This window comes from Micromonospora nigra (assembly GCF_900091585.1).
In the GTDB taxonomy this organism is placed as follows: domain Bacteria; phylum Actinomycetota; class Actinomycetes; order Mycobacteriales; family Micromonosporaceae; genus Micromonospora; species Micromonospora nigra.
Genome location: NZ_FMHT01000003.1, coordinates 2114093 through 2137522, shown reverse-complemented (window position 1 = coordinate 2137522; position 23430 = coordinate 2114093). Strand labels below are relative to the sequence as shown.

Genomic DNA, 23430 nt, shown 5'->3' with positions numbered 1-23430 from the left:
GCCGGCCGAGCGGTTCAGTTCTCGTGGTGGTGGCCGAGCGGGTCAGCTCTCGTGGTGCCGGCCCGACGAGCGCAGCGAACGGCGCCCGCTCTCCTGCGCCGGCTCGTTGTCGGCGACCGGTCGGCTCAACCCGGCCACCCAGTCCACGTACTCCTCGTCCTGGTCGGGCAGCGGCTCGCCGTCCCGCTCGGCCGGGCGGTCCTGTCCGGCGCGAAGCTTCGGCCGACGGAACAGTCCGCGACGTGCCCGGCCCCGGTCCCCGCCGGTGTTCCCTGGGCCGCCGGTGTTCGCAGGGTCGGCTGGGCCGTTCGCGGGGTCGGCGGTGTCCGCCCCCGCCGGCGGGGGTGCGGGGGCGGCCGGTGGCGTCTTCGCGGCGGCCGGCGGGTTGGCGAAGGCGGCGGTGAGATCGCGGGCCACCACCGAGGGGTCGGGGAACTGCGGAGTGACCCCGCCTTTCCCCGCCGACGGCTCCGGTGTGTTCCCGACCGGGTCGGTGTCGGCCGCGAACGGCGCGTCGACCCCTGTCGGTGGGGCCGCCGGGGGGCCGGTCCGGGGGCGGCGTGCCGGGCCGGAGCGGTGGACCGTGCCGAAGGCGTCCCAGGTGCTGGCGCGGTTGAGGTCGGGCAGCAACGCGTGGTGCCGGGGCCGGGGCGGTTGCCCGGTCACGTCCTGCCCGGCGGGCTCGTGGTCGACGGGCAGGTCCGGGGGCGATCCGGCGGGGGCCGGCGGCGGCGAGGGCGTGACGGACGGCGCCGCGATGGGTGGCGGTGCTGCTGCCGGCGATGCGGCCGGGCCCGGTGTGGTGTCGGTCGGGGGCGCGGCGTCGGGCGCGCCGCCGGTCGGTGCGGTGACCTCGTCCGGTGGGGTGACCTCGTCCGGCGCGGTGACCTCGTCCGAGGCGGTGACCTCGTCCAACGCGGAGCTGTCGTGCGGTGCGACGACGTCGGCCGGTGCCGGACCGTCGGTCGGGGCGGGCCGGCCTGCCGTCGGTCCGGCCCCCGTGCTCGGCCAGTCCCAGTGCGGCGGGGCGGAGCGCGGCCCTCCGATGACCTGCTCGGGCGTACCCCGGTTGTCGGGGCGGGGGACGAGGTCCGCGCCGACGGTGTCGGCCGGGCCGCCGGTGGGTGTGGTCGCCGCGCGGGGCAGCGGCGGACCCGGGGGCAGTGGCTGGAGGATGTCGGTCGGCTCGACGGCCGGCTCCGGGGTGCCCTCGCCTGACCGCCCGACCGTTCCCGCCCCAGGATCCGGGCTGCCGGCGCGCGTCCCCCCGGCGAGACCGGGCGGCCAGGTCGCCGGCCCGGGCAGCAGCGCCGCGGCGGCCGACCCGAGCGCGCCCGTGGCCACCGCGATCAACGCCCCGTAGTACGGGGACAACTGGTAGCGGTCGGCGGCGTCGCCGGGCCCGGAGGTCAGGTATGCGAAGGCCACCAGCACCGGACCGGCCACCCCGGCCGGGATGCTCACCAGGGGTGGGTGGCCGCGCCAGCGGGCCAGCGCGCCCGTCGCGGCTCCGGCGAGCAGCGCCACGGTCGGCGGGACCAGCAGGGCGAGCCGCTGGGTGGCATCGTCGGAGAGCCCCGGCGGCTCCAGCACCCCCAGCCGGACGGCCCGCAGCGGCCCGTCCGCCCCCAGGGACGGGCCGACCGACATGAGCGCCAGCAGCCAGACCGCCCCGGCCAGGACGGCCAGGTTCCACCCCACCGGGGGGCGGACGAGGACGGCGAGCGCCGCGCCCGCCCCGGCCACCGCGCCGAGGACCGCGCAGATGCCGATGGCCCACACCGGGTCCACGAAGACCAGTTCGGCGTTGCGGGCGGGCTGCATGCACAGTGGTGCCACGACGGTCGCGCCCAGGGCGGCGGCGCCCACGACGGCGAGCCGGCCGCCGGTGCCGGCGAGCTGCCCGTTCCGGCGGGCGAGGCGGTCGGTCAGCACGGCTCCGGCGACGGCGGCGTTCGCCGCGAACCAGCCGACCCACACGAGCTGGGCGGGCCACTGGTTGACGGTGTCGCCGGTGAACGCGCCGGTGAGCCGGACGATGCCGAACCCGAAGGCGACACCGAGCTGACCCGCCCCGGCCAGCACGCTCACTCCGAGCGCCGTGAGCAGCAGTCTGCCCCAGGTCCGAAAGGCCATGTCCGGCACGTTACGGTCCGGTGCGTCCGATCGCCACCGGCGCGCCGTGCGGAGCGTCGGACCTGCTCCCGGCGGGTCTACTTGAGTTCGACCAGCCGGGCGAGGTAAGTCGTGTCGCCGACATTGGTCAGCATGTGCACCGCGCCCGGATCCCGGTAGACGACCCCGCCGGTCGGCTCGTCGGCGTCGATCCGGGTGCCGTCCACGGTCTGCACGACGTTCTTCGCGCCCTGGACGGCCACCACCAGGTAGGGGTGGTCGTGCCGGTGCAGCGGTTGCCGCTCGCCCGGCTCCAGGCGGATGTGCCAGACCCGGACGCGGTCGTTGTCGAGCACGACCTCCTGACCCACGGGGCCGAGTTCGAGGCCGTCGCCGGGATCGGTGTGGGTGTCCGTCATCGGGTTCCGTCCAGTCGGGGAAGCACCTCGGCCGCGATCAGCTCCAGGTGGTCCAGGTCGTCGAGGTCGATCAGGCGCAGATGTACCCGGCTCGCGCCGATCGCGGCGAACTCGCCGATCCGGTCGACGAGCTGCGCGGGTGAGCCCACCACCGGGTCCTCCGGCGGCAGGGCGCTCTTGACGTGCAGCGGGGCGGCCCGGCGGCGGGACTCCGCGTCGGTACGCCCGATCGCGACCACGATTCCGGCGGAGAGGACCAGCGGCGCACGCCCGGACTCCGCCCGGCCGACGCGGTCACAGGCCTCCCGTACCCGGTCGTACGCCTCGGCGGTCTCCTCGACGCTCTTGAACGGCATGTTGAACTCGTCGGCGTACCGGGCGGCGAGTTCGGGCGTGCGCTTGGGGCCGCGTCCGCCCACGATGACCGGCGGGCCGGGGGTCTGCACCGGCTTCGGCAGCGCGGGGGCGTCGGTGAGCCGGTAGTGGTCGCCGGTGAAGCTGAACGTCTCGCCCGACGGGGTCCGCCACAGCCCGGTGACGATCGCCAGTTGCTCGGCGAGCCGGTCGAAGCGCTCCCCGACCGCGGGGAAGGGGATGCCGTAGGAGGTGTGTTCGCGGGCGTACCAGCCGGCGCCGATGCCCAGCTCGACCCGCCCGCCGCTCATCTGGTCGACCTGGGCCACCATGACCGCGAGCGGGCCGGGCAGCCGGAACGTGGCGGAACTGACCAGGGTGCCGAGCCGGATCCGGTTGGTCTCCCGGGCGAGCGCGGCCAGGGTGAGCCAGGCGTCGGTGGGACCGGGCAGTGCCGGTTCGTCGCCCATCGCCTGGTAGTGGTCGGCGCGGAGGAAACCCTCGAAGCCGCCCGCCTCGGCCAGCCGGGCGAACCGGAGCTGGTCGTCGTAGCTGGCGCCGCGGTGCGGCTCGATGAAGACGCACACCCGCATGCTCATCGCCCCTCCGTTCCGGCCGGCGCCGACATCTCGCGTTCCATCAGCAGTTCGTGCAGGTCGGCGCTGATCCGGGCGACGTCGGCGAGGTGTGCGTTGCGGCCGAGGGTGCGCGGGCGGGGGACGGTCACGTCGACGATCCTGCGGACCCGGCCGGGGCGCGGGCTGAGCACCACCACCCGGTCGGCCAGCAGGACGGCCTCGTCGATGGAGTGGGTGACGAACACGACGGTGGGCCGGTTGGTCATGTGGATGCGTTGCAGCTCGCCGGCGAGTTCCTCGCGGGTGAGCGCGTCCAGCGCGGAGAAGGGCTCGTCCATCAGCATGACCCGGGGCGAGCCGACCAGGGACCGGCACAGCGACACCCGCTGCTGCATGCCGCCGGACAGCTCGTGCGGGAGGCGCTTCTCGAAGCCGGCGAGACCGGCGACCTCGAGCAGCTCGCGGGCCCGCTGCCGGTACTCGGCCTTCTTCCAGCCGAAGATCTCGACGGGCAGGAGCACGTTGTCGAGGACGGTGCGCCAGGGCAGCAGGGCGGGCCGCTGGAACAGCATCGCGACGTCGCGGCGCGGACGGGTGACCGGGTCGCCGGCCACGGTGAGCTCGCCGGAGGTGACCGGAATCAGGCCGGCGACCAGCCGCAGCAGAGTGGACTTGCCACAGCCGGAGCGGCCGAGGACCGCGACGAACTCGCCCTCGGCGACCTCCAGGTCGATGCCGCGCAGGGCCTCGACCCGGCCGGCTCGGCCGTCGAAGGTGCGGGACACCCCGGACAGGCGAATCATGTCGGGCGGCCTCCGCTGAGTCGACGGTCAGGGGACAGGATCGGATCAGGTTATCTGCCCGGTGTCCCCATCGCACCGTCCGGGGTCGACTTCGCCTTGTATCCGTTTCGAAACCCGGAGTGGCTGGTGTCGCAAAGGGGGGGTTCTCGTACCCTGTGTCCGCGAAGAGTCCCCTCACGACGGTGGTGTCGGCCTCCCCCCGGCTGCACGGCGCCGCCCGACAACCCCCCTCCGGTGGCCGCTGTGCCCCGGTTGGAAAGGACAAGGTGTACTGAATGAGAAGGCTGACCCGCACGGTCGCCGCGGCCGCGCTCGCCACGGCCCTCACCCTGGTCTCCGCCTGCACGGGCTCGGACGCCGAGGAAGCCAAGGGCGGTGAGGGCGGCGCACTGGAGAAGGTGACGTACCTCACTTCGTTCGGCAACTTCGGCCGTGACTCGTACGCCTGGGTGGCGAAGGAGAAGGGTTACTTCAAGGACGCGGGCTTCGACGTCGAGATCAAGCCCGGGCAGGGCACCGGCGGGGTCATCCAGACCATCGTCGGCGGGCAGGCCCAGTTCGGGCCCATCGACCTCACCGGCGGCCTGCTCCAGTTCGGCAACGGCCAGGCCAAGGACTTCGTCGCGGTCGCCGCGATCCAGCAGCGCACCATGGCCGCCATCGCCACCACCGAGGACAAGCAGATCGCCACCCCGAAGGACCTGGAGGGCAAGACGCTCGCCGACGCCCCCGGGTCGGTGGTCCGCAACCTCTTCCCGACGTACGCGCGGATGGCCGGCATCGACCACACCAAGGTGACCTGGGTCAACGGTGCGCCGCAGACGCTGATGGGGACCCTGGCCGGCGGCAAGGTCGACGGCATCGGCCAGTTCGTGGTGGGCCAGCCGACCATCGAGTCGGTCACCAAGAAGAAGGCCGTCATGCTGCCGTACAGCAACGTGATGCAGGACCTCTACGGCAACGTGCTGATCACCTCCGCGCAGATCGCGAAGGAGAAGCCGGAGATGGTCAAGCGGTTCTCCGGGGCGCTGCTCAAGGGCCTGGAGTACGCGCTGGCCAACCCGCAGGAGGCCGCCGAGATCCTGAAGAAGAACGTGGACGCCACCATCACCGCCGCCGCCGCCGCCGAGCTCCAGCTGATGGCGGGCTACGTCCGGTCCGGCAACACCGGCACCGTCCTGGGCACCCTGGACAGTGGCCGGGTCGCGAAGACCATCGCGATCCTGCAGGGCGCCGGCGCGCTCAAGGAGAACATCAACCCCGAGCAGATCATCGACTTCGACCTCGCGCCGAAGGCCTGACCGCCCGACGACCCGCTTCCCACCCCGGGGGTACGCACACCGGCGCGCCCGGTGCGACGTACCCCCGGGGTCTTTTCCGGCCGCAGCGCCGCCCGATCCGCAGGAGGACCAGATGACCGATGTCCGCACCCGCGACCCGCAGGCGGACACCGCCGCGCCCGGCACCCGGGCGGGGCCGGCGGGTGGCGTTCGGTGGGTTGCCGGGGGAGCGGTCGACGGTGCGACCGCGACGCTGCTGCCCTCGGTCGGCCTGCTGGTGGCCCTCGGCGTCTGGTGGCTGGTGGCCCGGTTGGAGCTGGTCCACCCGGCCGCCCTGCCGCCGCCCGGCGGAGTGCTGGCGGCGTTCGTCGAGCAGCCCGCCCGCCTGTTGGAGCACACCGCCACCACCACCGGCGAGATCCTGTTCGGGTTCGCGCTCTCGGCCGTCGCGGGGGTGCTGCTCGGCCTGTCGCTGGCCGCGTCGCGGACGGTGGAGCGGATGTTCACCCCGCTGCTGGTGGCGGTCAACGCCGTCCCGAAGATCACGCTCGGGCCGCTGCTGGTGGTGGCGCTCGGCTGGGGGCAGAAGCCGATCCTGACGATGGTCTTCCTGCTCTGCTTCTTCCCGATCGTGCTGGCTACCGCCACCGGGCTGACCACCACCCCGGCGGACCTGGCGGAGCTGGTGCGATCCTGGCACGCCTCGCGGTGGCAGGCCTTCCGCAAGGTGCGCTTCCCGGCCGCGCTGCCGCAGATCTTCGTCGGGCTCAAGGTCGCCATGCCGCTGGCCGCCATCGGCGCGGTGATCGGCGAGTTCCAGGCCGGCGAGCGTGGCCTGGGCTACGTGATCCAGCAGTACGCGGGCATCGGCGACACCGCCACCGCGTGGGCGGCGATCATCCTGGTCGCCCTGGTCAGCATCCTGCTCTACGCCGCCCTGGTGCTCGTCGAACGCGTCGCCCTGCCCTGGGTGCGGGAGACCACCAGCCGGTGATCCGCCGACGGGCCGGGTGCGGCGCGGGGGAACGACCCGCCGCACCCGGCCCGTCGGCGTCAGCCGGCCAGCCGCCAGCGGCCGTTGCGGGCGACGAGGGTGGTGAGTGCCTGCGGCATGAGGCCGGAGTGGTTGTCCGGCGTCATCCGGATCGGACCGGACAGCCCGTCCATCTGGGACGTCTCCAGCAGGTCGCGGATGCCGTCGCGGTCGACCTGACCGGCCGGTCCGCCGGAGCGCAGTTCGGCGTCCGCGATCAGCTGTACGGCGTCGGCGGCGAACGACGACGAGCCGTGGTAGCCGCCGAAGCGGGCGGTGTAGTCCTGGAACCACTGTCGTCGGGCGGCCTTGGCCGGGGTCGTGGCGATCACGTCGTCGATGACCATCGTCTGGGTGTAGACGAGGGTGGCCCGCTCGACGGCACGGGCGGAGGAGCCGAGGAACAGCTCACCGGCGGCCGAGGCGTCGAAGAACAGCAACCCGTCGAAGTCGGCCTGCTGGGCGGCGGTGGCGGCCAGCAGCGCCTGCTCCGGAGGGGTCCACAACACCAGGGCGTCCGGTCCGGGGCCGGTCAACGCGCCGACGCGGGCGGTGACGTCGGTGTCGGTGGCGCGTACCGGCTCCTCGCGGACCAGGGTGATCCCGGCCTTCGCGAACTCGCTGCGCAGGGCGGCCAGCCCTTCCTGGCCGTAGGTGTCGTCGCTGCGTAGCACGCCGACCTCGGTCACCTGCCTGCGGCGCAGTTCGACGGTGAGGGCGGCGGCGCTGTCGGTGGCGTTCGGGGCGAGCTTGAACATGTACCGGCGCTCGGCGACGGGGTTGGTGATCGCGCTGGAGGAGGCGAGCGCGATGGTGGGCACCTTCTTTTCGCTCACCGTCAGTACCGAGCCGATAGCACATTCGTTGCAGCCGCCCATGATGATGGCACTGACTGTGGAATCGTCGCCGAAGTCGGCGATGTTGCGCAGCGACTCGCTCGCGTCGGAACGGTTGTCCTTCACCCGAAGTTCGACGCGCCGGCCGCCGAGCGCGCCGGAGGAGTTCAGTTGTTCGACCTTCAGTTCCAGGGCCTGCCGGTGGGCCTTGCCGGCCGGCGCGGCGGCACCGGACAGTTCGAGGTCGGCGCCGATGACGATGGGGCTCGTGTCCTGCTCCGCCGAGCCGAACTGGCAGCCGGCGAGTGAGGTGGCCAAGACGGCCGAGGCGAGTGCCTTGGCGGTCGCGGAGCGGATGGGGCTCAACTCAGTCCTCCAGGAGCGGGCGCGGATGGGGCCCGGTCACCGCGGTCCCGTCCGTCCTCAGTGGAGAGACGGGCGGGTTTCGCGTACGGTGTGCGCGAAGCCTGCAAAACCTTGCCAATGCCGCGCGCTGTGGTCAAGCGCGGATGCGCCGAAGCGTTTCGGGACGACGATCCCACATGCTGGGGTAACCCAATGTTTTCAAACGCTCACGGTGGCGACACGAGCGACCACTCTGGAGTTAGATGCCCTGTTCAGGGCCCTCGGGAAATGTAGGTATTAGGTGACCGGAACACGGGTTGCGTGTCGTCCAACCGTTTTCTGCCTCACTGCGGCTTCCCAAACCGCATCTCGTCTGATGAAATCGCGGCCGTGCCGCGCGTGGCGCCGGCCGTCTGGTCCGGCAGGGGTCGACGGGGCAGGCGTGGAGAAAACGACGGAGGCGATGTCGTGAGCACCGTACCGACGACCCTGCCCGCGAGTGGCGACGAACGATCCGCCCGCCGCCGGTTGCCCCGGCTGCGTGACGCCCGGATCCGGTCGAAGCTCGCGCTGATCCTGGTCGTCCCCGTCGCAGCGGTGATCGCGCTGGCGACCGTCCGACTGATCAGCGTCGGTGAGGGCGCCGTCGACGCCAGCCGTGCCCGCACGCTGACCGCCTTGTCCGTCGACATCTCCGCGCTGGCACAGGACCTGCACGCCGAGCGGATGGCGGCCTCGGCCTTCCTGGCCGCGCCGAACCAGCAGGCCGACACCTACAACCTGCGGGTCCGCCGGACGCAGGAGCGGGTGGACGCGTACCGCGCCGAGCGGGCCCAGATCGGCGAGGTGCCCGAAGCGGTCCGTGACCGGCTCGCCGCCATCGACGGCCACCTGGACGCCCTGGACGGCATCCGGCAGAAGGTGCTCGACCGGCAGCAGATGGCCGTCGCCGAGGCCGCGCTGCGCTACGGCGTGGTGCTGTCCGACCTGGTCGCCTACGGCGACGGCCTGGCCCAGCTGCCCGGTGACGAGCGCCTCGCCGACAGCCGGCGGGCGGTCGCCGCATTCGCCCGCGCGAAGGCCGCCGTCGCCGAGGAGGAGTCGGTCGTCTTCACCGCGCTGAGCGCCGGCCGGCTCGACGACGAGCAGTTCTCCTCCTTCGTGGCCACACTCACCAGCCAGCAGGAGGCGCTGCTGGCCTTCTCGCTGTCGGCCGACCCCGACCAGCGGGCGCTGGTGAACGGCACCGTGGCCGGTGACGCGGTGACCCTGGCCGACCGGGTGGCCACCGACATCACCCGCTCGGTCGGGCAACGTCCGCTGGTGGACGTGCAGGACGCCCGGGCGGCCATCGGGGCCGTGCACGACCTGATGCGGTGGGCCGAGATCCAGTTGCAGGACCAGCTCCTCATCCAGGCCGACGAGGCCCAGTCGAACGTCATCCAGCAGGCCGTGGTCGAGTCGATCCTGGTGCTGCTCACCCTCGTGATCGCCGTGACGCTGGCCGTGGTGCTGGCCCGCTCGCTCAACCACTCGCTGCGCCGCCTGCGGGAGGGCGCCCTGTCGGTGGCCAACCACGAGCTGCCCGAGGCCGTGCGCCGGCTGCAGAACATGGGCAGCGTCGGCGAGGGCGGGGTGGACGAGATCGTCCGCGAGGTCCGGGACCCGATCAAGCTCGTCAACCGCGACGAGGTCGGCCAGGTCGCGCTCGCCTTCAACGTGGTGCACCGGGAGGCCGTCCGGGTCGCCGCCGAGCAGGCCGCGCTGCGGACCAGCGTCTCGGCGATGTTCCTCAACCTGGCCCGCCGCAGTCAGAACCTGGTCGACCGGATGATCGGCGAGCTGGACGCGATCGAGCGTGGCGAGGAGGACCCGAAGCGGCTCGCCCAGCTGTTCGAACTCGACCACCTCGCCACCCGGATGCGCCGCAACGACGAGAACCTGCTGGTCCTCGCCGGGGCCGACTCGGCCGTGCCGCGGCGCGACGACGCCCTGCTGGTGGACGTGCTGCGAGCCGCCCAGTCCGAGGTGGAGCTCTACAACCGGATCGAGTTCGGCACGGTCGACACCGACGTGTCGGTCGCCGCCCACGCTGTCAACGACGTCGTCCGGCTGGTCGCCGAGCTGCTCGACAACGCCACCCGCTTCTCGCCGCCGAACACCACCGTGGTGGCCGACGGGCGGCGCATCCGCGACTACGTGCTGATCCAGATCGAGGACCGGGGTCTCGGCCTCACCGACGATCAGCTCGACTCGCTCAACCGGCGGCTGGCCGCGTCGGCGACCGTCGACGTGGCGGCGTTCCGGCTGATGGGCTTGGCCGTGGTCAGCCGGCTGGCCGCCCGGTACAGCATCCGGGTGGAACTGCGCCGCAACGTCGAGGGCGGAACGGTGGCGCAGGTGACGTTGCCCGCCGCCACGGTGGTGCTGCCCAGCCTGCGCGGCGGCCGTGACCAGGCGGTCAACCGGCCCCGCCAGCCGCTGGCCGTCGAGCAGCCCTCGATGGCCCCGGCGAGCCTCGGTGACCAGTCCCCCGGAGCGGGCCGCACCGGCACCGCCACACTCACCGACCGCTGGCGCACCGACGCCGACTCTCCCGCCCCCTGGCAGGCATCCGAGCAGGCGCGGGACAGCAGGAGCACCGTCCAGGCCGGCGGCCTCGGGTCGGGGCAGCCGTCGTCGAACGCGCTGTTCACCGGCGGGCCGACCGTCGCCAACCCCACCCTGCCCCCGCTGCCCCGGCGCACTCCCGGCACCGAGGCCGCAGAGCCGGCCCCGTCGCTGCCCCTGGGTCCGGTCGCCGGATCACCGGCCGCCACGGCGGGGCCGCTCGCCCGGGCGGGTGCGCCGGCCAGCACGGCGAGTTCCGGCACCGCCGGTCCACTGGCTGGCGGCAATGCCACCAGCCCCGGCCCGGTCGCCAACGGCTGGCCCGCCGGTGGCGGCCTGGGGGCGAGCCTGGCCGCCACCGGGCCGGTGACCTCCACCCCGCCGATCACGCCGCGACCCGCACCGCAGGCCGAGGCGCCGATCTTCCGGGAGATGGAAGCGGTCTGGTTCCGCTCGCACGGCAACGACGCCACGGCCATCTTCAGCCGTCCCGACTTCGACCAGCCGGCCGCGGGTCAGCAGGTCGGGGCCGCCGCCGGTGCCCGCCCGAGCGCGGGAGGACCACCGCTGCCCACGCGGACGCCGGGCGGGTCGACCGGGGTGACCCAGCCGCCGCCGCCCTCGTACAGCCCGCCGGCGGCGGCACAGACCCCGCCGCCCGCCGCCCCGACCCCGCCGCCCGCCGCCCCGACCCCGCCGCCCGCCGCTCCGACCCCGCCGCGCGCCGCGCCGGCCCCGGCCGCCCCGCCCCCCGGGGCGGAGGCCCCCGCGGCCGACTCCGAGGCGTGGCGCACCGCGGCGGACGACGGCTGGTCCCGGGCCAGCCGGGCCGCCGAACCTGAGGCCGGCGGGACCACCCGGTCGGGTCTGCCCAAGCGGGTGCCGCAGGCGCAGCTCGTGCCCGGTGGCATCGAGAACCGCAGCGGGCGGGAGCGCAGCCGGCGCACGCCCGACGAAGTACGCGGACTGCTGTCGGCCTACCACCGTGGCGTCCAGCGCGGTCGGTCGGCCGGCGCGGACCAGAACAGCACCTCGACCAAGGAGACGAGCCGATGAACAGGCCAGCGGCCATGCAGGACATGGGTTGGCTGCTCACCAACTTCGCCGACAGCGTGGCGGGCATCGCCCACGTGGTGGCGGTGTCCGCCGACGGGCTGCTGCTCGCCTCCTCGCGGGACCTCCCGGCGGACCGGGCGGACCAGCTCGCGGCGATCACCTCCGGTGTGGTGAGCCTGACCGAAGGCGCGGCGCGGATGTTCAGCGCGGGCGGCGTGCTGCAGACCGTCATCGAGATGGACAGCGGCTACCTGTTCCTGATGTCCATCAGTGACGGCTCCTCGATGGCGGTGCTCGCCGCTCGTAGCTGTGACGTGGGCCAGGTCGGTTACGAGATGGCGCTGCTGGTGGAACGGGTCGGTGCGGCGTTGGTGCCACTGCCGCGGGACAAGGTGCGGTCGTAGTCGTACCCGCCACGCGCCGCGTGGACGAGGCGAGTCGGAGGGGACGAGGAGGTGATTGCGGATGGACCCACAACGACGTGACCCACGGGGGGCGTTGGTGCGCCCCTACGCGGTCACTCGCGGGCGCACCGAGCCGCTCCAGGACATCGCCCTGGAGGCGGTGCTCGGTGCCAGTCCCACCCAGGCCGCCGAGGCACGCTTCGCCGGGCACGACAAGTACCGCATCGCCACGGTCTGCGAGGGCCGTGCACAGTCGCTGGCGGAGATCGCCGCGTACACCCGGCTGCCCCTGGGCGTGGCCCGGGTGCTGGTCGCCGACATGGTGGCCGAGGGTCTGCTGACGCTACACACGGCCGCTCCCGCAACGGGTTACGAGGAGCGGATGGAACTGCTGGGAAGGGTGCTGAGTGGACTTCGCGAGCTATGACCCCGTCGGGGCCCGCCAGAGCCGGGGAATCATCTCCGCGAAGATCGTTGTCGCGGGTGGCTTCGGTGTCGGCAAGACGACCCTGGTCGGCGCGATCTCCGAGATCACGCCGCTGACCACCGAGGCGGTGATGACCGCGGCCGGCGTCGGAATCGACGATCCGTCCAAGGTGCCGGGGAAGCAGACGACCACGGTCGCCATGGACTTCGGCCGGATCACCATGGCCGAGGACCTGATCCTGTATCTCTTCGGCACACCCGGGCAGACCCGGTTCTGGTTCATGTGGGACGAGATCATCAAGGGTGCGGTGGGTGCCGCGGTGCTGGTGGACACCCGCCGGATCACCGACGCCTTCGCCCCGCTGGACTACTTCGAGAACCGCAAGCTGCCGTACGTGGTGGCGTTGAACCGGTTCGACGGCGCCCCCCAGTACGAGCTGGAGGAGGTCCGGGAGGCGTTGGCCATCTCCCCGGACGTGCCGCTGGTGATGACGGACGCCCGGAACCGGGACGCGGTCAAGCAGGTGCTGGTGACGGTGGTGGAACACGCCATGCTTCGCCTGCAGGCCGAACACGACCGGGGCTACCCGACGCCCGTCGGCTGACCGCCGGGCCGCGTGCCGGGAGCGACCCCCGGCGCGCGGCCGGTCAGTCCACGCGCAGACGGTAGCCGCGCTTGACCACGGTCTGCACCACGCGGGGGGTCTTCAGACCGGCGCGCAGCCGGGCCACCGCCATCTCCACCGCGTGCTCGTCGGCTCCCCGGGGTAGCGCCCGCAGCAGCGAGGTACGCGACAGCACCCGTCCCGGGGTCTGCGCCAGGGCCCGCAGCACCGCCATCGGCGCGGGGGCGAGCGGGCGCAGTTCCCCGTCCACCACGGCGGCGTGCCCGCGCAGGGTCAGCAGGTGTCCCGCCGCCTTGATGGTGGTGGTCCGCCGGGGCAGTTCGTCGACGATGGTGCGGACCAGTGCCCCGAGCCGCGCCCGGCTGGGAGCGGCCACCGGCACACCCCGCCGCAGCAGCGGCTCCGCGGTGACCGCACCCACGCAACTGGCCAGCACGTCGCCGCGCAGCGCCTCCAGCACCGTCTCGGTGCGGTCCCCGGCGGCGCGCAGCAGCGCCTCCGCGGCGGGGGCGGAGGTGAACGTGACCGCGTCCACGAGCCGGCCGGCGACCAGGTCGACGAGCCGGTGCAACGGCGCCGGGTCGGTCGGCGGGGCCCACCGGTAGACGGGCACCTCGATGACGGTGGCGCCGGCCTCCTCCAGGGCGAGGGTGCACTCCGGCTGCCGCTCCCCGTGCAGCTGCATGGCGATCACCTGCCCGGCCACCCCGCGCCGGCACAGGTGCCGCACGACCTCGTCACAGCTCTCCGAATCGGGCGACCACTGGTCGTGCAGTCCGGCGGCCCGGATCGCCCCGCGCGCCTTGGGGCCCCGGGTCACCACGTACGCCCGGCCCAGCACCGAGCGCAGCGGTTCGGCCAGGCCCCAGCCCTCGGCCGCCTCCAGCCAGCCGCGCATGCCGATCCCGGTGTTGGCCATCAGGATGTCCGGCGGCCGGTCCAGGCAGGCCCGGGTGGCATCGCGCAGCTCGGTGTCGTCGGCGAGCGGCACGATCCGCAGCGCCGGGGCGAGCACCACGCGGGCCCCCCGACGCTGGAGCAGCGCGGCGAGTTCGTCCCGCCGCCGGTCGGCCGTCACCCCGATGGTGAAGCCGGCCAGTTCCTCGCGCATTCACTCCTCCTGTCGCAGCCGCACCTCGACCAGGCCGTCCCGGCAGCGCACCTCGTGCCGGGGCACGGACACCCCGGGCAGGTCCAGGCACTGGCCGGTGCGGAGGTCGTACACCTGCTTGTGCAGCGGCGAGGCGACGGTGGGTACCCCGCCCCGGCTGCCCACGATCCCGCGGGACAGCACGTACGCGCCCCCCACCGGGTCGAGGTTGCCGATCGCGAACAGTCCGTCCGCGGTGCGGAACAGCGCCACCTGCACCCCGTCGACCAGGGCGGCGACGCCCCGGTCCGGTTCCAGCCGCTCCAGCGGGCAGACGGTCGTCCAGCGCAGTGTCGTCAGGGCGATGGTCATCGCCGTACCTCCGGCAGGCCGAGCGGGACCGCCTGGCGGCCCGCGGGTGAGGGGAGACGGCCCCCGGCGGGCACCGGCTGGCCGCGTTCGCTGGTGAAGGTGATCGACGGGTCGGGCACGTCGGGGGCGTTGACGAAGGAGGTGAAGCGCCGCAGCCGGTCCGGGTCGTCGAGCACGTCGGCCCACTCGTCGGAGTACGAGGTGACGTGGCGGGCCATCGCGGCGTCCAGGTCGGCGCAGAGCCCGAGGCTGTCGTCCACGATGACCGCGCGCAGGTGGTCGAGGCCGCCGTCCATCGCCTCGATCCAGGCGGCGGTGCGTTGCAGCCGGTCGGCGGTGCGGATGTAGTAGATCAGGAATCTGTCGACGAGTCGGACCAGCGCGTCCGTGGACAGGTCGGTGGCGAACAGGTCGGCGTGCCGGGGTCGGAAGCCGCCGTTGCCGCCGACGTAGAGGTTCCAGCCGGTGTCGGTGGCGATGATGCCGAAGTCCTTGCTGCGCGCCTCGGCGCATTCGCGGGCGCAGCCCGACACCGCAGACTTGATCTTGTGAGGGGCGCGTAGCCCCCGGTAGCGCAGCTCCAACGCGATCGCCATGCCCACCGAGTCCTGCACCCCGTACCGGCACCAGGTCGACCCGACGCACGACTTGACCGTCCGCAGCGCCTTGCCGTACGCGTGGCCGGACTCGAACCCGGCGTCGACCAGCCGGCGCCAGATCTGCGGAAGCTGGTCGACCCGCGCGCCGAACAGGTCGATGCGCTGCCCGCCGGTGATCTTCGTGTAGAGCTGGAAGTCGCGGGCCACCTCGCCGATCACGATCAGCTTGTCCGGGGTGATCTCGCCACCGGGGATCCGGGGCACCACCGAGTAGCTGCCGTCGCGTTGCAGGTTGGCCAGGAAGTGGTCGTTGGTGTCCTGGAGCGACGCCTGCTCGCCGTCGAGGATGTGCCCGCCGCCCAGCGAGGCGAGGATCGACGCCACCACCGGCTTGCAGATGTCGCAGCCCCGGCCCCGGCCGTGCTCGGCGACCAGCCGCGAGAAGGTGCGGACGCCCCGCACCCGCACGATGTCGAACAGCTCCTGGCGGCTGACGTCGAAGTGTTCGCACAGCGCCGTGGACTGCCGCACCCCGGCGGCGTCGAGGAGCTGCTTGAGCATCGGCACACACGACCCGCAGCTCGTGCCGGCCCGGGTGCACGCCTTCAGCGACGGCACGTCCGCGCAGCCACCGGCGATCGCGGAGTCGATGTCGGCCCGCGTCACCGCGTTGCACGAGCACACCTGCGCGGTGCCGGGCAGACTGGTCGCCCCGCCCGCCGCCGCGCCCTCCGGCGCGAGCAGCGCCAGCGGCGGCCCCGGCAACGGACCCCCGACGCTGGCCCGCAGCGTCGGGTAGGCGGACGCGTCGCCGACCAGCACCCCGCCCAGCAGCGTCTGCGCGTCGTCGGACAGGACCAGTTTCGCGTACACCCGGGTGACCGGGTCGGTGAACGTCACGTCGAGGCAGCCCGGTGTGGTGCCGTGCGCGTCGCCGAAGGAGGCCACGTCGACGCCGAGCAGCTTCAGCTTGGTGGCGGTGTCCGCGCCCGGGAAGGTGGCCGCGCCGCCCACCAGCCGGTCGGCGACCACCTCGGCCATCGCGTAGCCGGGGGCGACCAGGCCGTGGCAGGTGCCGTCCACGGCGGCGCACTCGCCGACCGCCCAGATCCGCTCGTCGGCGGTACGGCCGGTGTCGTCGACCAGCACCCCGCCGCGCGGGCCGAGCTCCAGCCCCGCCGCGCGGGCCAGTTCGTCGCGGGGCCGGATGCCGGCGGCCACCACGACCAGTTCGGTGTCCAGCACGGTGCCGTCGGCCAGTTCCAGGGCCGCGACCGTGCCGTCGGGGCCGGGCCGCAGCGCGGTGGTGGCCACCCCCAGGTGGCAGGTCACGCCCAGGTCCTCGACGTAGCGGCGCAGCATCGCCCCACCGGCCGGGTCGACCTGCACCGGCATCAGCCGGGGCGCGAACTCCACGACACTGGTGGACAGGCCCAGCAGGCGCAGCGCGTTGGCCGCCTCCAGTCCGAGCAGGCCGCCGCCGATCACCGTGCCGGCGTGTCGGCCGGCGGCGTGCGCGCGGATCGCCGCCAGGTCGTCCAGCGTGCGGTAGACGAAGACACCGGGCAGCGTCGCGCCCGGCACCGGCGGTACGAAGGCGTACGAGCCGGTGGCCAGCACCAGCGCGTCGTACGGGTACTCGCCGGCGGCGGTGGTCACCACCCGCCGGTCCCGGTCGATCGCGCCGGCCGGCTCGCCGAGGCGCACCCGCACCCCGTCGTGCGGGGTGTGCAGGTTCAGCTCCTCGGCGGACACCCCGTCGAAGAACGCCGACAACCGCACCCGGTCGTACGCGGGCCGGCCCTCCTCGGCGAGCACCGTGACCTGCCAGCGTCCCCGGGGATCGCGGGCGCGCAGGGCGTCCACGAACCGTTGTCCGACCATGCCGTTGCCGATGACGACGACCCGGTTCATCGTGACACCTCCACCGAATCCACTGTTGACAGCCAGTCGACGATGCCGACGACCGCGTCCCGGCAGCTCCCGCAGCCGGTGCCGGCCCGGGTCCGGGAGACCACGGCGTCGACCGTCCGGGCTCCGTCGCGCCAGCAGCGCACCAGGGCGCCCTTGCTGACGGTGTTGCACTGGCACACCGTCGCCGCGTCCGGCATCAGCGCCGGGGACGTGGCCGGTGCGGCGGTCGTGGTGCCGACCGCCCGGCCCAGGAGCAGGGCCCGCCGGTCGGCGGGCACCGGCTGGCCCCGGTCGAAGAGCTGGATCACGGTGCCGACCGTGGGGTTGTCGCCCAGCAGGATGGCGGCGGTGAGCCGCTCGTCGTGGATGCGCAGCCGGGCGTACGTGCCGCGGGTCGGGTCGGCGAAGGTCAGCTCCTCGCCCGGCCCACCGGCCGGGTCGCCCATCGCCGCCAGGTCGATACCGGCGGCCTTGAGCCGGGTCACCGCCGGCCGGTGCCGGTACCGGGCCGCCGGTTCGGCCCCGGTGAGCAGGTCGGCGACGACCCGGGCCTGCGCCCAGGCGGGGGCCACCAGCCCGGTGACCGTACCGTCGTGCTGGGCGCAGTCGCCGATCGCCGAGACCTGCTCGTCGCGGGTGCGCAGCCGGTCGTCGACCAGCACGCCCCGTTCCACGTCCAGCCCGGCGGCGACGGCGAGCGCGGTGTCGGGGCGTACCCCACAGGACAGCACCAGCAGGTCGGCGGTGAGCGACCGGCCGTCGGCGAGATCCAGTCGGACGCCGTCGGCGTCGGCGGCCACCGCGGTCGCCGGCACGGCCAGGTGGGTGGTCACGCCGAGGTCGGCGAGGGTGCCGGCGAGCACCGCGGCGCCGGCCGCGTCGAGCTGGCGTTCCATCAGGTGTGGCACCGGGTGCACCACCCCGACGTCGAGGCCCCGGGCGGCGAGCCCTCGCGCGGCCTCCAGCCCCAGCAGACCGCCGCCGAGCACCAACGCGCGGCGTGCGCCGTCGGCGTGAGCGAGGATCCGCCGGCAGTCGTCCAGGGTGCGGAACGGCACCACCCGGTCCGGCGGGTCGGCCGGGTCGAGCCCCGGCAGCGGCGGCACCACCGCCCGGCTGCCGGTGGCGAGCACCAGGTGGTCGTAGTCGATCCGGTCGCCGTCGGCGGTGTGCACCTGCCGGGCGGCCCGGTCGATCGCGGTCACCGTGCTGCCGGTACGCAGGTCGACGCCGTGGCCGGCGACCTCCGCCAGCTCCACGTCCGGCTCGCCGATCTTCCCCGCGAGCAGGGTCGACAGCATGATCCGGTTGTACGCCCGGTGCGGTTCCGCCCCGAGCACGGTGACCTTGTGGTCGCCACCCCGGGCGTGCAGCTCGCCGGCCAGGCGGGAGCCGGCCATGCCGTTGCCGATGATCACGATTCGCTCGGTCATACCTTCTCCACCCGTACCGCGCAGATCTTGAACTCGGGCATCCCGGAGACCGGGTCGACGGCGTCGTTGGTGACGGAGTTGGCCCGCGCCGCGCCGCCCCAGTGGAACGGTGCGAACACCGTGTCGGGGCGGATGGCCGGGCTGAGCCGGGCCGGGGCGCGGAACTCACCCCGGCGGGAGACGACCCGCACCGGCTCGCCGTCGCCGACGCCGAGCCGGTGGGCCAGGTCGGGGTGCAGTTCGACGAAGGCCTCCGGCGCGGCCCGCCGCAGCGCGGCCACCCGCCGGGTCTGCGTGCCCGACTGGTACTGCGCGAGAACCCGGCCGGTGGTGAAGTGCAGCGGGTAGCGGGCGCAGACCTCCTCGGCGGCCGGCCGGTGCTCCACGGGGTGGAAGCGGGCCAGCCCGTCGGGCGTGGCGAACCGGTCGGTGAACATCCGTGGGCTGTCGGGGCCGTCGGCGTCGGGGCAGGGCCAGAACGCGCCGTCGGAGGTCTCGACGCGTTCCCAGCTGATCCCGGCGTAGTCGGCGAGGCCGCCGGCGGAGGCCCGGCGCAGTTCGCCGAAGACCGTGGCCGGGTCGGTGGGGAAGCGCTGCCGCGCCGCGGGGCCGCCCAGCCGTTCCGCCAGTGCGGCGAGGATCTCCAGGTCGGTGCGCACACCGGCGGGCGGTGGGCGCAGGGCCGTGCGGCGCAGCACCCGGCCCTCCAGGTTGGTCATCGTGCCGTCCTCCTCGGCCCACTGGGCGGTGGGCAGCACGACGTCGGCCAGCGCGGCCGTCTCGGAGAGCAGGAAGTCGGCGACGACCAGCAGGTCCAGGTCGCGCAGGCGACTCTCGACCCGGGCCGCGCGGGGCGCGGAGACCACCGGGTTGGAGCCGAAGACGAGCAGCGCCCGGGGGCCGCCGTCGGTGCCCAGGGCGTCGAGCAGCTGGTACGCGGGCACCCCCGGCCCGGGCAGCTCGTCTGCGGGTACGCCCCAGACCCCGGCGACGTGCGCGCGGGCGGCCGGGTCGTCGATCTTCCGGTAGCCGGGGAGCTGGTCGGCCTTCTGGCCGTGTTCCCGGCCGCCCTGCCCGTTGCCCTGCCCGGTCAGGCAGCCGTAGCCGGAGCCGGGCCGGCCGGGCAGGCCGAGAGCGAGGGCCAGGTTGACGAACCCGGTGACGGTGTCGACGCCCTTGGCGTGCTGTTCCGCTCCGCGGGCGGTGAGGATGATCGCCCGGCCGGCCGTACCCAGGGCCCGGGCGGTCGCCTCCAGGTCGGCCACCGGCACCCCGGACAGCGCCTCGGCGCGGGCCGGCCACCAGCCGGCCACGTTGCGGCGGACCGCCTCGAAGCCGGTGGTGCGGGCGTCCACGTACTCCTTGTCGACCCAGCCCTCGGTGAGCGCGACGTGCAGCAGCGCGTTCGCCACCGCCAGGTCGGTGCCGGGCAGCGGTTGCAGGTGCAGGTCGGCCAGCCGGGCGGTGGCGGTGACCCGGGGGTCGACCACGATCAGCTTCCCGCCCCGCTCCCGCTGCTCGGTCAGCCAGCGCACCAGCGGCGGCATGGTCTCGGCCGGGTTCGCGCCGACCAGCAGCAGCGTGTCGGCCCGGCCGAGGTCGGCCAGCGGGAACGGCAGCCCCCGGTCGACGCCGAAGGCACGCATCCCGGCCGCCGCCGCCGACGACATGCAGAACCGTCCGTTGTAGTCGATGTGCCGGGTGCGCAGCGCGACCCGGGCGAACTTGCCCAGGGCGTACGCCTTCTCGTTGGTGAGCCCGCCGCCGCCGAAGACGGCGACGGCGTCGCGCCCGTGCCCCCGTTGCGCGGCCCGGACGCCGTCGGTGATCCGGGCCAGGACGGCGTCCCAGGTGGCGGGGCGCAGTTCGCCGGTGGCCGGGTCGCGCAGCAGGGGAGTGGTCAGCCGCTCGGGGTGGTCGAGCAGTTCGGCTGCGGTCCAGCCCTTCTGGCAGAGGCCGCCCCGGTTGGTCGGGAACTGGCGGGGCGCGACCGTCACCGCCGCGCCGTCGGTGCGCAGGGTCATGCCGCACTGGAGGGCGCAGTAGGGACAGTGGGTCGCCACCTCCCGGGGCCGTTGCCCCGGCCGGGTCGTCGACCGCACACCGTCTGTCATGTCGGCACAGCGTGCCGGGGGGCGGTTTCCGGTCCGGGTCCCGTCTGTTTCGGTCCTGTCAAGAGCCGCTCACACCGCACAGGGGCACCGCGTCGGCTCGCAGTGCCCACCAGGCGGAAGCCGGTTCCCGAACTGCGGGAGCAGGTGAGTGCGATCGACACCGCCGACGTCGGTCGTGGGCGGTGGCGGCGGTTTGCCGTCTTCGGCGGTCGGCGCCAATCCGCGGACCGGTCGGGATGACTGGCGGTCATACCAGCGGGTAGTCTGCTCGGCATGACAGCCAAGGTGACCCTGTCGTTCTCCGACGAGACGATCGAGGAGGCCCGGCGGTTCGCCAAGCGCGAAGGGCTCTCGCTGTCCGCCTGGATGGACCAGGCGGCCCGGGAGAAGGCGCTGCGTGAGGTGTTCAGCGCCCACGCCGCCGCCGTCGGTCGCGCCGGGCTCGACCTGGAGGCCGCCGCCCTGGCCGACGCCCGCGAGGTGGGCATGGTCGACGACCTGCTCTTCGGCGGGCGCCCGCGTGCTGCGTAGGGGCGAGGTCTGGCGCATCTCCGGCGCCCGGGAACGCCTCGGCCTGGTGGTCAGCTCCGACGTCTACAACTCCACCGACGTGCCGATCGTGATCGTCGCCGAGGTGGTCGAGGCCGCGCTGCTGCGCGACTCGCCCCTGGCCGTGCCGATGGGTGGGTGGGTCGTCATGCCCGACCGGCTCTCCGCGCCCATGAAGAAGTGGTTCACCGAGTGTGTGGACGTGGCCGACACCGACACCATGCTGCGGGTCAGCCGGGCGTTGCGCATCCTCCAGCAGCTCTGAGCCACCGTCCTCACCGCCGCCTCCGCCCGGCCGTGCGATCACCGTTGCCTGGCCGACTCCGACGACGAACGCCGTGGTAACGGCCGCTGCCTAGCTTTCTGCCGGGACCGCCCGCCGCCCCCGACCGACCGGGTACGCACGGGCCGTCGACCACGTGGCCGGCCGGGAGGAGCAGGAGCTGATGACCGCGACAAGCGTGCGACCCGAGGTGACCGACGAGGTCGACCTGCAACGCCGCCCCGGCCGCTGGATCGGCCACTGGGCACCCGAGGACCCCGTCTTCTGGCGGAGCGCCGGAAGGGGCGTCGCCCGGCGCAACCTGATCTGGTCGATCTTCGCCGAGCACATCGGCTTCTCGGTCTGGTTGCTCTGGAGCATCGTGGTGGTCCGCCTCGGCGACACCGGCTGGCAGCTCACCACCAGCCAGGCCCTCTGGCTCACCGCCGTGCCCAGCGGCGTCGGCGCGCTGCTGCGGCTGCCGTACACGTTCGCGGTGCCGCTCTTCGGCGGGCGCAACTGGACCGTCATCTCCGCGCTGCTGCTGATCGTGCCCTGCGCCGGGCTGGCCTGGGCGGTGGAGAACCCCCAGATCGGCTTCGTGCCGCTGGTGCTGATCGCCGCGACCGCCGGCTTCGGTGGCGGCAACTTCGCCTCCAGCATGGCGAACATCTCCTTCTTCTACCCGGAGCGGGAGAAGGGCTGGGCGCTCGGGCTCAACGCCGCCGGCGGCAACATCGGCGTGGCCGTCGTGCAGTTCGTGGTGCCCCAGGTGATCGTCATCGGCGGCGGGCTGGCGCTGGCCCGCGCGGGCCTGATGTACATCCCCCTCGCGGTGATCGCCGCCGTCTGCGCCTTCCTGTGGATGGACAACCTCGCCGAGGCCAAGGCCGACGTCAGGCCCGTCTGGTCGTCGCTGCGGCACCGGGACACCTGGATCATGTCCCTGCTGTACATCGGCACCTTCGGCTCCTTCATCGGCTACTCGGCGGCCTTCCCGACGCTGCTCAACTCCGTCTTCGGTCGGCCCGACATCGCGCTCGCCTGGGCGTTCCTGGGCGCCGCGGTGGGCTCGGTCTGCCGGCCGTTCGGCGGCCGGCTGTCCGACTCGGTCGGCGGCGCCCGGGTGACGGTGGGCAGCTTCGTCCTGATGGCCGTCGGCGCGTACGCGGCGCTGTGGTCGGTCGACAACCGCAGCCTCGGCGTGTTCTTCGTGGCCTTCATGGTGTTGTTCGTGGCCACCGGCATCGGCAACGGCTCGACCTACCGGATGATCTCCAGGATCTTCCAGGTCAAGGGCGAGGATCTGGGCGGGTCGCCGGAGACGATGCTGGCGATGCGCCGGCAGGCGGCCGGTGCGCTCGGCATCATCTCCTCGGTCGGCGCCCTCGGCGGGTTCCTGGTGCCGATCTGCTACGCCTGGGCCAGGTCGACCTACGGCGGCATCCAGCCCGCACTGCGCTTCTACCTCGGGTTCTTCCTGCTGCTGCTGGTGGTCACCTGGGCCGCCTACCTGCGCCCGGGAGCCCGGATGGCCCGCGCCCGGGTGTGATCCCGGTCATGGCCGGGGGTCCGCCGCGCGGGGCGGACCCCGTTTTGACTGGCCCGCCGGGCGGCGGGTATCGTTGCCTGCTGTTGTACGACATCCAGTGGCGTGCCGCCTAAGGTGCGCTTGGTCGTTCGTGCGCGCTGGTCCGGCCTGGAGCATCTGGTCACCTCGGCGCGCGACCCCAGACCGACGACGAGACAAGGTAGACCTGTGCGTACGTACAGCCCGAAGCCGGGTGAGATCGAGCGTCAGTGGCACGTCATCGACGCCTCTGATGTCGTGCTGGGCCGCCTGGCCACCCACGCCGCCACGCTGCTGCGCGGCAAGCACAAGCCGACTTTCGCGCCGCACGTCGACACGGGCGACTTCGTCGTCATCGTGAACGCGGGCAAGGTTGCGCTGACCGGCAACAAGCGGCAGCAGAAGATCGCCTACCGCCACTCCGGCTACCCGGGCGGTCTCAAGCAGGTGGGCTACGAGGAGCTGCTGACCAAGCGCCCCGAGCGGGCCGTCGAGCTGGCCGTCAAGGGCATGCTCCCGCACAACAAGCTCGGCCGTCAGCTGATCAAGAAGCTGAAGGTCTACGCCGGTGCCGAGCACCCGCACGCCGCGCAGCAGCCGGTGCCGTTCGAGATCAAGCAGATCGCGCAGTGAGCGCGGGCG

At 73.6% G+C, this 23430-nt stretch carries 20 protein-coding genes; 10 read left to right on the top strand and 10 right to left on the bottom strand.

Going from position 1 to position 23430, the window contains the following annotated elements:
- Nucleotides 1-42: 42 nt before the first annotated feature.
- From GA0070616_RS08960 to GA0070616_RS08945, 4 genes are all read right to left on the bottom strand, one after another.
- Nucleotides 43-2136 carry a hypothetical protein gene (locus GA0070616_RS08960; protein WP_091079286.1) on the bottom strand — a complete coding sequence of 698 codons (2094 nt, stop codon included), beginning with the start codon at nucleotides 2134-2136 and terminating at the stop codon, nucleotides 43-45.
- A gap of 77 nt (nucleotides 2137-2213) precedes the next feature.
- Nucleotides 2214-2534 (bottom strand): cupin domain-containing protein, encoded by a 321-nt coding sequence (locus GA0070616_RS08955; protein WP_091079283.1) that lies wholly within the window; start codon nucleotides 2532-2534, stop codon nucleotides 2214-2216.
- Nucleotides 2531-3481 (bottom strand): LLM class F420-dependent oxidoreductase, encoded by a 951-nt coding sequence (locus GA0070616_RS08950; protein ID WP_091079278.1) that lies wholly within the window; start codon nucleotides 3479-3481, stop codon nucleotides 2531-2533. The genes GA0070616_RS08955 and GA0070616_RS08950 overlap by 4 nt, the downstream gene beginning before the upstream one ends.
- Before the next feature lie 2 nt (nucleotides 3482-3483).
- A complete protein-coding gene (locus GA0070616_RS08945) occupies nucleotides 3484-4269 on the bottom strand; it encodes an ABC transporter ATP-binding protein (RefSeq protein ID WP_091079274.1) in 786 nt (261 codons plus the stop codon).
- Between the two features lie 275 nt (nucleotides 4270-4544).
- On the opposite strand from GA0070616_RS08945, the gene GA0070616_RS08940 reads away from it, so the two are divergent.
- Nucleotides 4545-5570, top strand: a complete 1026-nt coding sequence (locus GA0070616_RS08940; protein WP_091079270.1) for an ABC transporter substrate-binding protein — start codon at nucleotides 4545-4547, stop codon at nucleotides 5568-5570.
- 112 nt (nucleotides 5571-5682) lie between these two features.
- Complete coding sequence (locus GA0070616_RS08935) at nucleotides 5683-6543, top strand: ABC transporter permease (RefSeq protein ID WP_091079267.1); 861 nt, start codon at nucleotides 5683-5685, stop codon at nucleotides 6541-6543.
- 59 nt (nucleotides 6544-6602) lie between these two features.
- Here the strand turns inward: GA0070616_RS08935 and GA0070616_RS08930 are convergent, their stop codons facing one another.
- The gene (locus GA0070616_RS08930; RefSeq protein ID WP_091079263.1) at nucleotides 6603-7784 is read right to left on the bottom strand and encodes an ABC transporter substrate-binding protein; all 1182 of its coding nucleotides are present in this window, start codon (nucleotides 7782-7784) and stop codon (nucleotides 6603-6605) included.
- Between the two features lie 447 nt (nucleotides 7785-8231).
- Here GA0070616_RS08930 and GA0070616_RS08925 point away from each other — a divergent pair, with 447 nt between their 5' ends.
- From GA0070616_RS08925 to GA0070616_RS08910, 4 genes are all read left to right on the top strand, one after another.
- Nucleotides 8232-11429, top strand: a complete 3198-nt coding sequence (locus tag GA0070616_RS08925) for a sensor histidine kinase (RefSeq protein WP_091079260.1) — start codon at nucleotides 8232-8234, stop codon at nucleotides 11427-11429.
- The gene (locus GA0070616_RS08920) at nucleotides 11426-11833 is read left to right on the top strand and encodes a roadblock/LC7 domain-containing protein (protein ID WP_091079257.1); all 408 of its coding nucleotides are present in this window, start codon (nucleotides 11426-11428) and stop codon (nucleotides 11831-11833) included. Before GA0070616_RS08925 ends, GA0070616_RS08920 begins: the two co-directional genes overlap by 4 nt.
- Nucleotides 11834-11894: 61 nt before the next feature.
- A complete protein-coding gene (locus GA0070616_RS08915; RefSeq protein ID WP_091079253.1) occupies nucleotides 11895-12260 on the top strand; it encodes a DUF742 domain-containing protein in 366 nt (121 codons plus the stop codon).
- Nucleotides 12241-12864: a GTP-binding protein gene (locus GA0070616_RS08910; protein WP_091079250.1), complete on the top strand. Its 624-nt coding sequence runs from the start codon at nucleotides 12241-12243 to the stop codon at nucleotides 12862-12864. The genes GA0070616_RS08915 and GA0070616_RS08910 overlap by 20 nt, the downstream gene beginning before the upstream one ends.
- A 43-nt stretch (nucleotides 12865-12907) precedes the next feature.
- Here the strand turns inward: GA0070616_RS08910 and GA0070616_RS08905 are convergent, their stop codons facing one another.
- The 5 genes from GA0070616_RS08905 to GA0070616_RS08885 are packed head-to-tail and all read right to left on the bottom strand — an operon-like array spanning nucleotide 12908 to nucleotide 20407.
- Nucleotides 12908-13996: a uroporphyrinogen-III synthase gene (locus GA0070616_RS08905; RefSeq protein WP_091079248.1), complete on the bottom strand. Its 1089-nt coding sequence runs from the start codon at nucleotides 13994-13996 to the stop codon at nucleotides 12908-12910.
- Entirely contained in the window at nucleotides 13997-14347 is a 351-nt protein-coding gene (gene nirD / locus GA0070616_RS08900; protein ID WP_091079245.1) for a nitrite reductase small subunit NirD, read from the bottom strand.
- Nucleotides 14344-16860 (bottom strand): nitrite reductase large subunit NirB, encoded by a 2517-nt coding sequence (nirB, locus tag GA0070616_RS08895; RefSeq protein ID WP_091079242.1) that lies wholly within the window; start codon nucleotides 16858-16860, stop codon nucleotides 14344-14346. Before nirB ends, nirD begins: the two co-directional genes overlap by 4 nt.
- Nucleotides 16857-18293: an FAD-dependent oxidoreductase gene (locus GA0070616_RS08890; protein ID WP_091079238.1), complete on the bottom strand. Its 1437-nt coding sequence runs from the start codon at nucleotides 18291-18293 to the stop codon at nucleotides 16857-16859. Before GA0070616_RS08890 ends, nirB begins: the two co-directional genes overlap by 4 nt.
- Entirely contained in the window at nucleotides 18290-20407 is a 2118-nt protein-coding gene (locus GA0070616_RS08885; RefSeq protein WP_091079235.1) for a molybdopterin oxidoreductase family protein, read from the bottom strand. Before GA0070616_RS08885 ends, GA0070616_RS08890 begins: the two co-directional genes overlap by 4 nt.
- A 273-nt stretch (nucleotides 20408-20680) precedes the next feature.
- Here GA0070616_RS08885 and GA0070616_RS08880 point away from each other — a divergent pair, with 273 nt between their 5' ends.
- The 4 genes from GA0070616_RS08880 (at nucleotide 20681) to rplM (ending at nucleotide 23421) form a co-directional block, all read left to right on the top strand.
- The gene (locus tag GA0070616_RS08880; protein ID WP_091079231.1) at nucleotides 20681-20938 is read left to right on the top strand and encodes a DUF6364 family protein; all 258 of its coding nucleotides are present in this window, start codon (nucleotides 20681-20683) and stop codon (nucleotides 20936-20938) included.
- The gene (locus GA0070616_RS08875) at nucleotides 20928-21221 is read left to right on the top strand and encodes a hypothetical protein (protein WP_091079228.1); all 294 of its coding nucleotides are present in this window, start codon (nucleotides 20928-20930) and stop codon (nucleotides 21219-21221) included. The genes GA0070616_RS08880 and GA0070616_RS08875 overlap by 11 nt, the downstream gene beginning before the upstream one ends.
- 181 nt (nucleotides 21222-21402) lie before the next feature.
- Complete coding sequence (locus GA0070616_RS08870) at nucleotides 21403-22770, top strand: NarK family nitrate/nitrite MFS transporter (protein ID WP_091090301.1); 1368 nt, start codon at nucleotides 21403-21405, stop codon at nucleotides 22768-22770.
- 207 nt (nucleotides 22771-22977) lie between these two features.
- Nucleotides 22978-23421, top strand: coding sequence for a 50S ribosomal protein L13 (gene rplM / locus GA0070616_RS08865; RefSeq protein WP_091079225.1), 444 nt, complete (start codon nucleotides 22978-22980; stop codon nucleotides 23419-23421).
- Nucleotides 23422-23430 lie beyond the last annotated feature (9 nt).

Coding starts and splice junctions, on each gene's coding strand:
- GA0070616_RS08870 (WP_091090301.1), top strand. CDS start 21,403: ATGACCGCGACAAGCGTGCGACCCGAGGTGACCGACGAGGTCGACCTG.
- GA0070616_RS08950 (WP_091079278.1), bottom strand. CDS start 3,481: ATGCGGGTGTGCGTCTTCATCGAGCCGCACCGCGGCGCCAGCTACGAC.
- nirD (WP_091079245.1), bottom strand. CDS start 14,347: ATGACCATCGCCCTGACGACACTGCGCTGGACGACCGTCTGCCCGCTG.
- GA0070616_RS08935 (WP_091079267.1), top strand. CDS start 5,683: ATGACCGATGTCCGCACCCGCGACCCGCAGGCGGACACCGCCGCGCCC.
- GA0070616_RS08890 (WP_091079238.1), bottom strand. CDS start 18,293: ATGACCGAGCGAATCGTGATCATCGGCAACGGCATGGCCGGCTCCCGC.
- GA0070616_RS08940 (WP_091079270.1), top strand. CDS start 4,545: ATGAGAAGGCTGACCCGCACGGTCGCCGCGGCCGCGCTCGCCACGGCC.
- GA0070616_RS08960 (WP_091079286.1), bottom strand. CDS start 2,136: ATGGCCTTTCGGACCTGGGGCAGACTGCTGCTCACGGCGCTCGGAGTG.
- GA0070616_RS08880 (WP_091079231.1), top strand. CDS start 20,681: ATGACAGCCAAGGTGACCCTGTCGTTCTCCGACGAGACGATCGAGGAG.
- GA0070616_RS08955 (WP_091079283.1), bottom strand. CDS start 2,534: ATGACGGACACCCACACCGATCCCGGCGACGGCCTCGAACTCGGCCCC.
- GA0070616_RS08905 (WP_091079248.1), bottom strand. CDS start 13,996: ATGCGCGAGGAACTGGCCGGCTTCACCATCGGGGTGACGGCCGACCGG.
- GA0070616_RS08915 (WP_091079253.1), top strand. CDS start 11,895: ATGGACCCACAACGACGTGACCCACGGGGGGCGTTGGTGCGCCCCTAC.
- GA0070616_RS08920 (WP_091079257.1), top strand. CDS start 11,426: ATGAACAGGCCAGCGGCCATGCAGGACATGGGTTGGCTGCTCACCAAC.
- GA0070616_RS08945 (WP_091079274.1), bottom strand. CDS start 4,269: ATGATTCGCCTGTCCGGGGTGTCCCGCACCTTCGACGGCCGAGCCGGC.
- GA0070616_RS08885 (WP_091079235.1), bottom strand. CDS start 20,407: ATGACAGACGGTGTGCGGTCGACGACCCGGCCGGGGCAACGGCCCCGG.
- nirB (WP_091079242.1), bottom strand. CDS start 16,860: ATGAACCGGGTCGTCGTCATCGGCAACGGCATGGTCGGACAACGGTTC.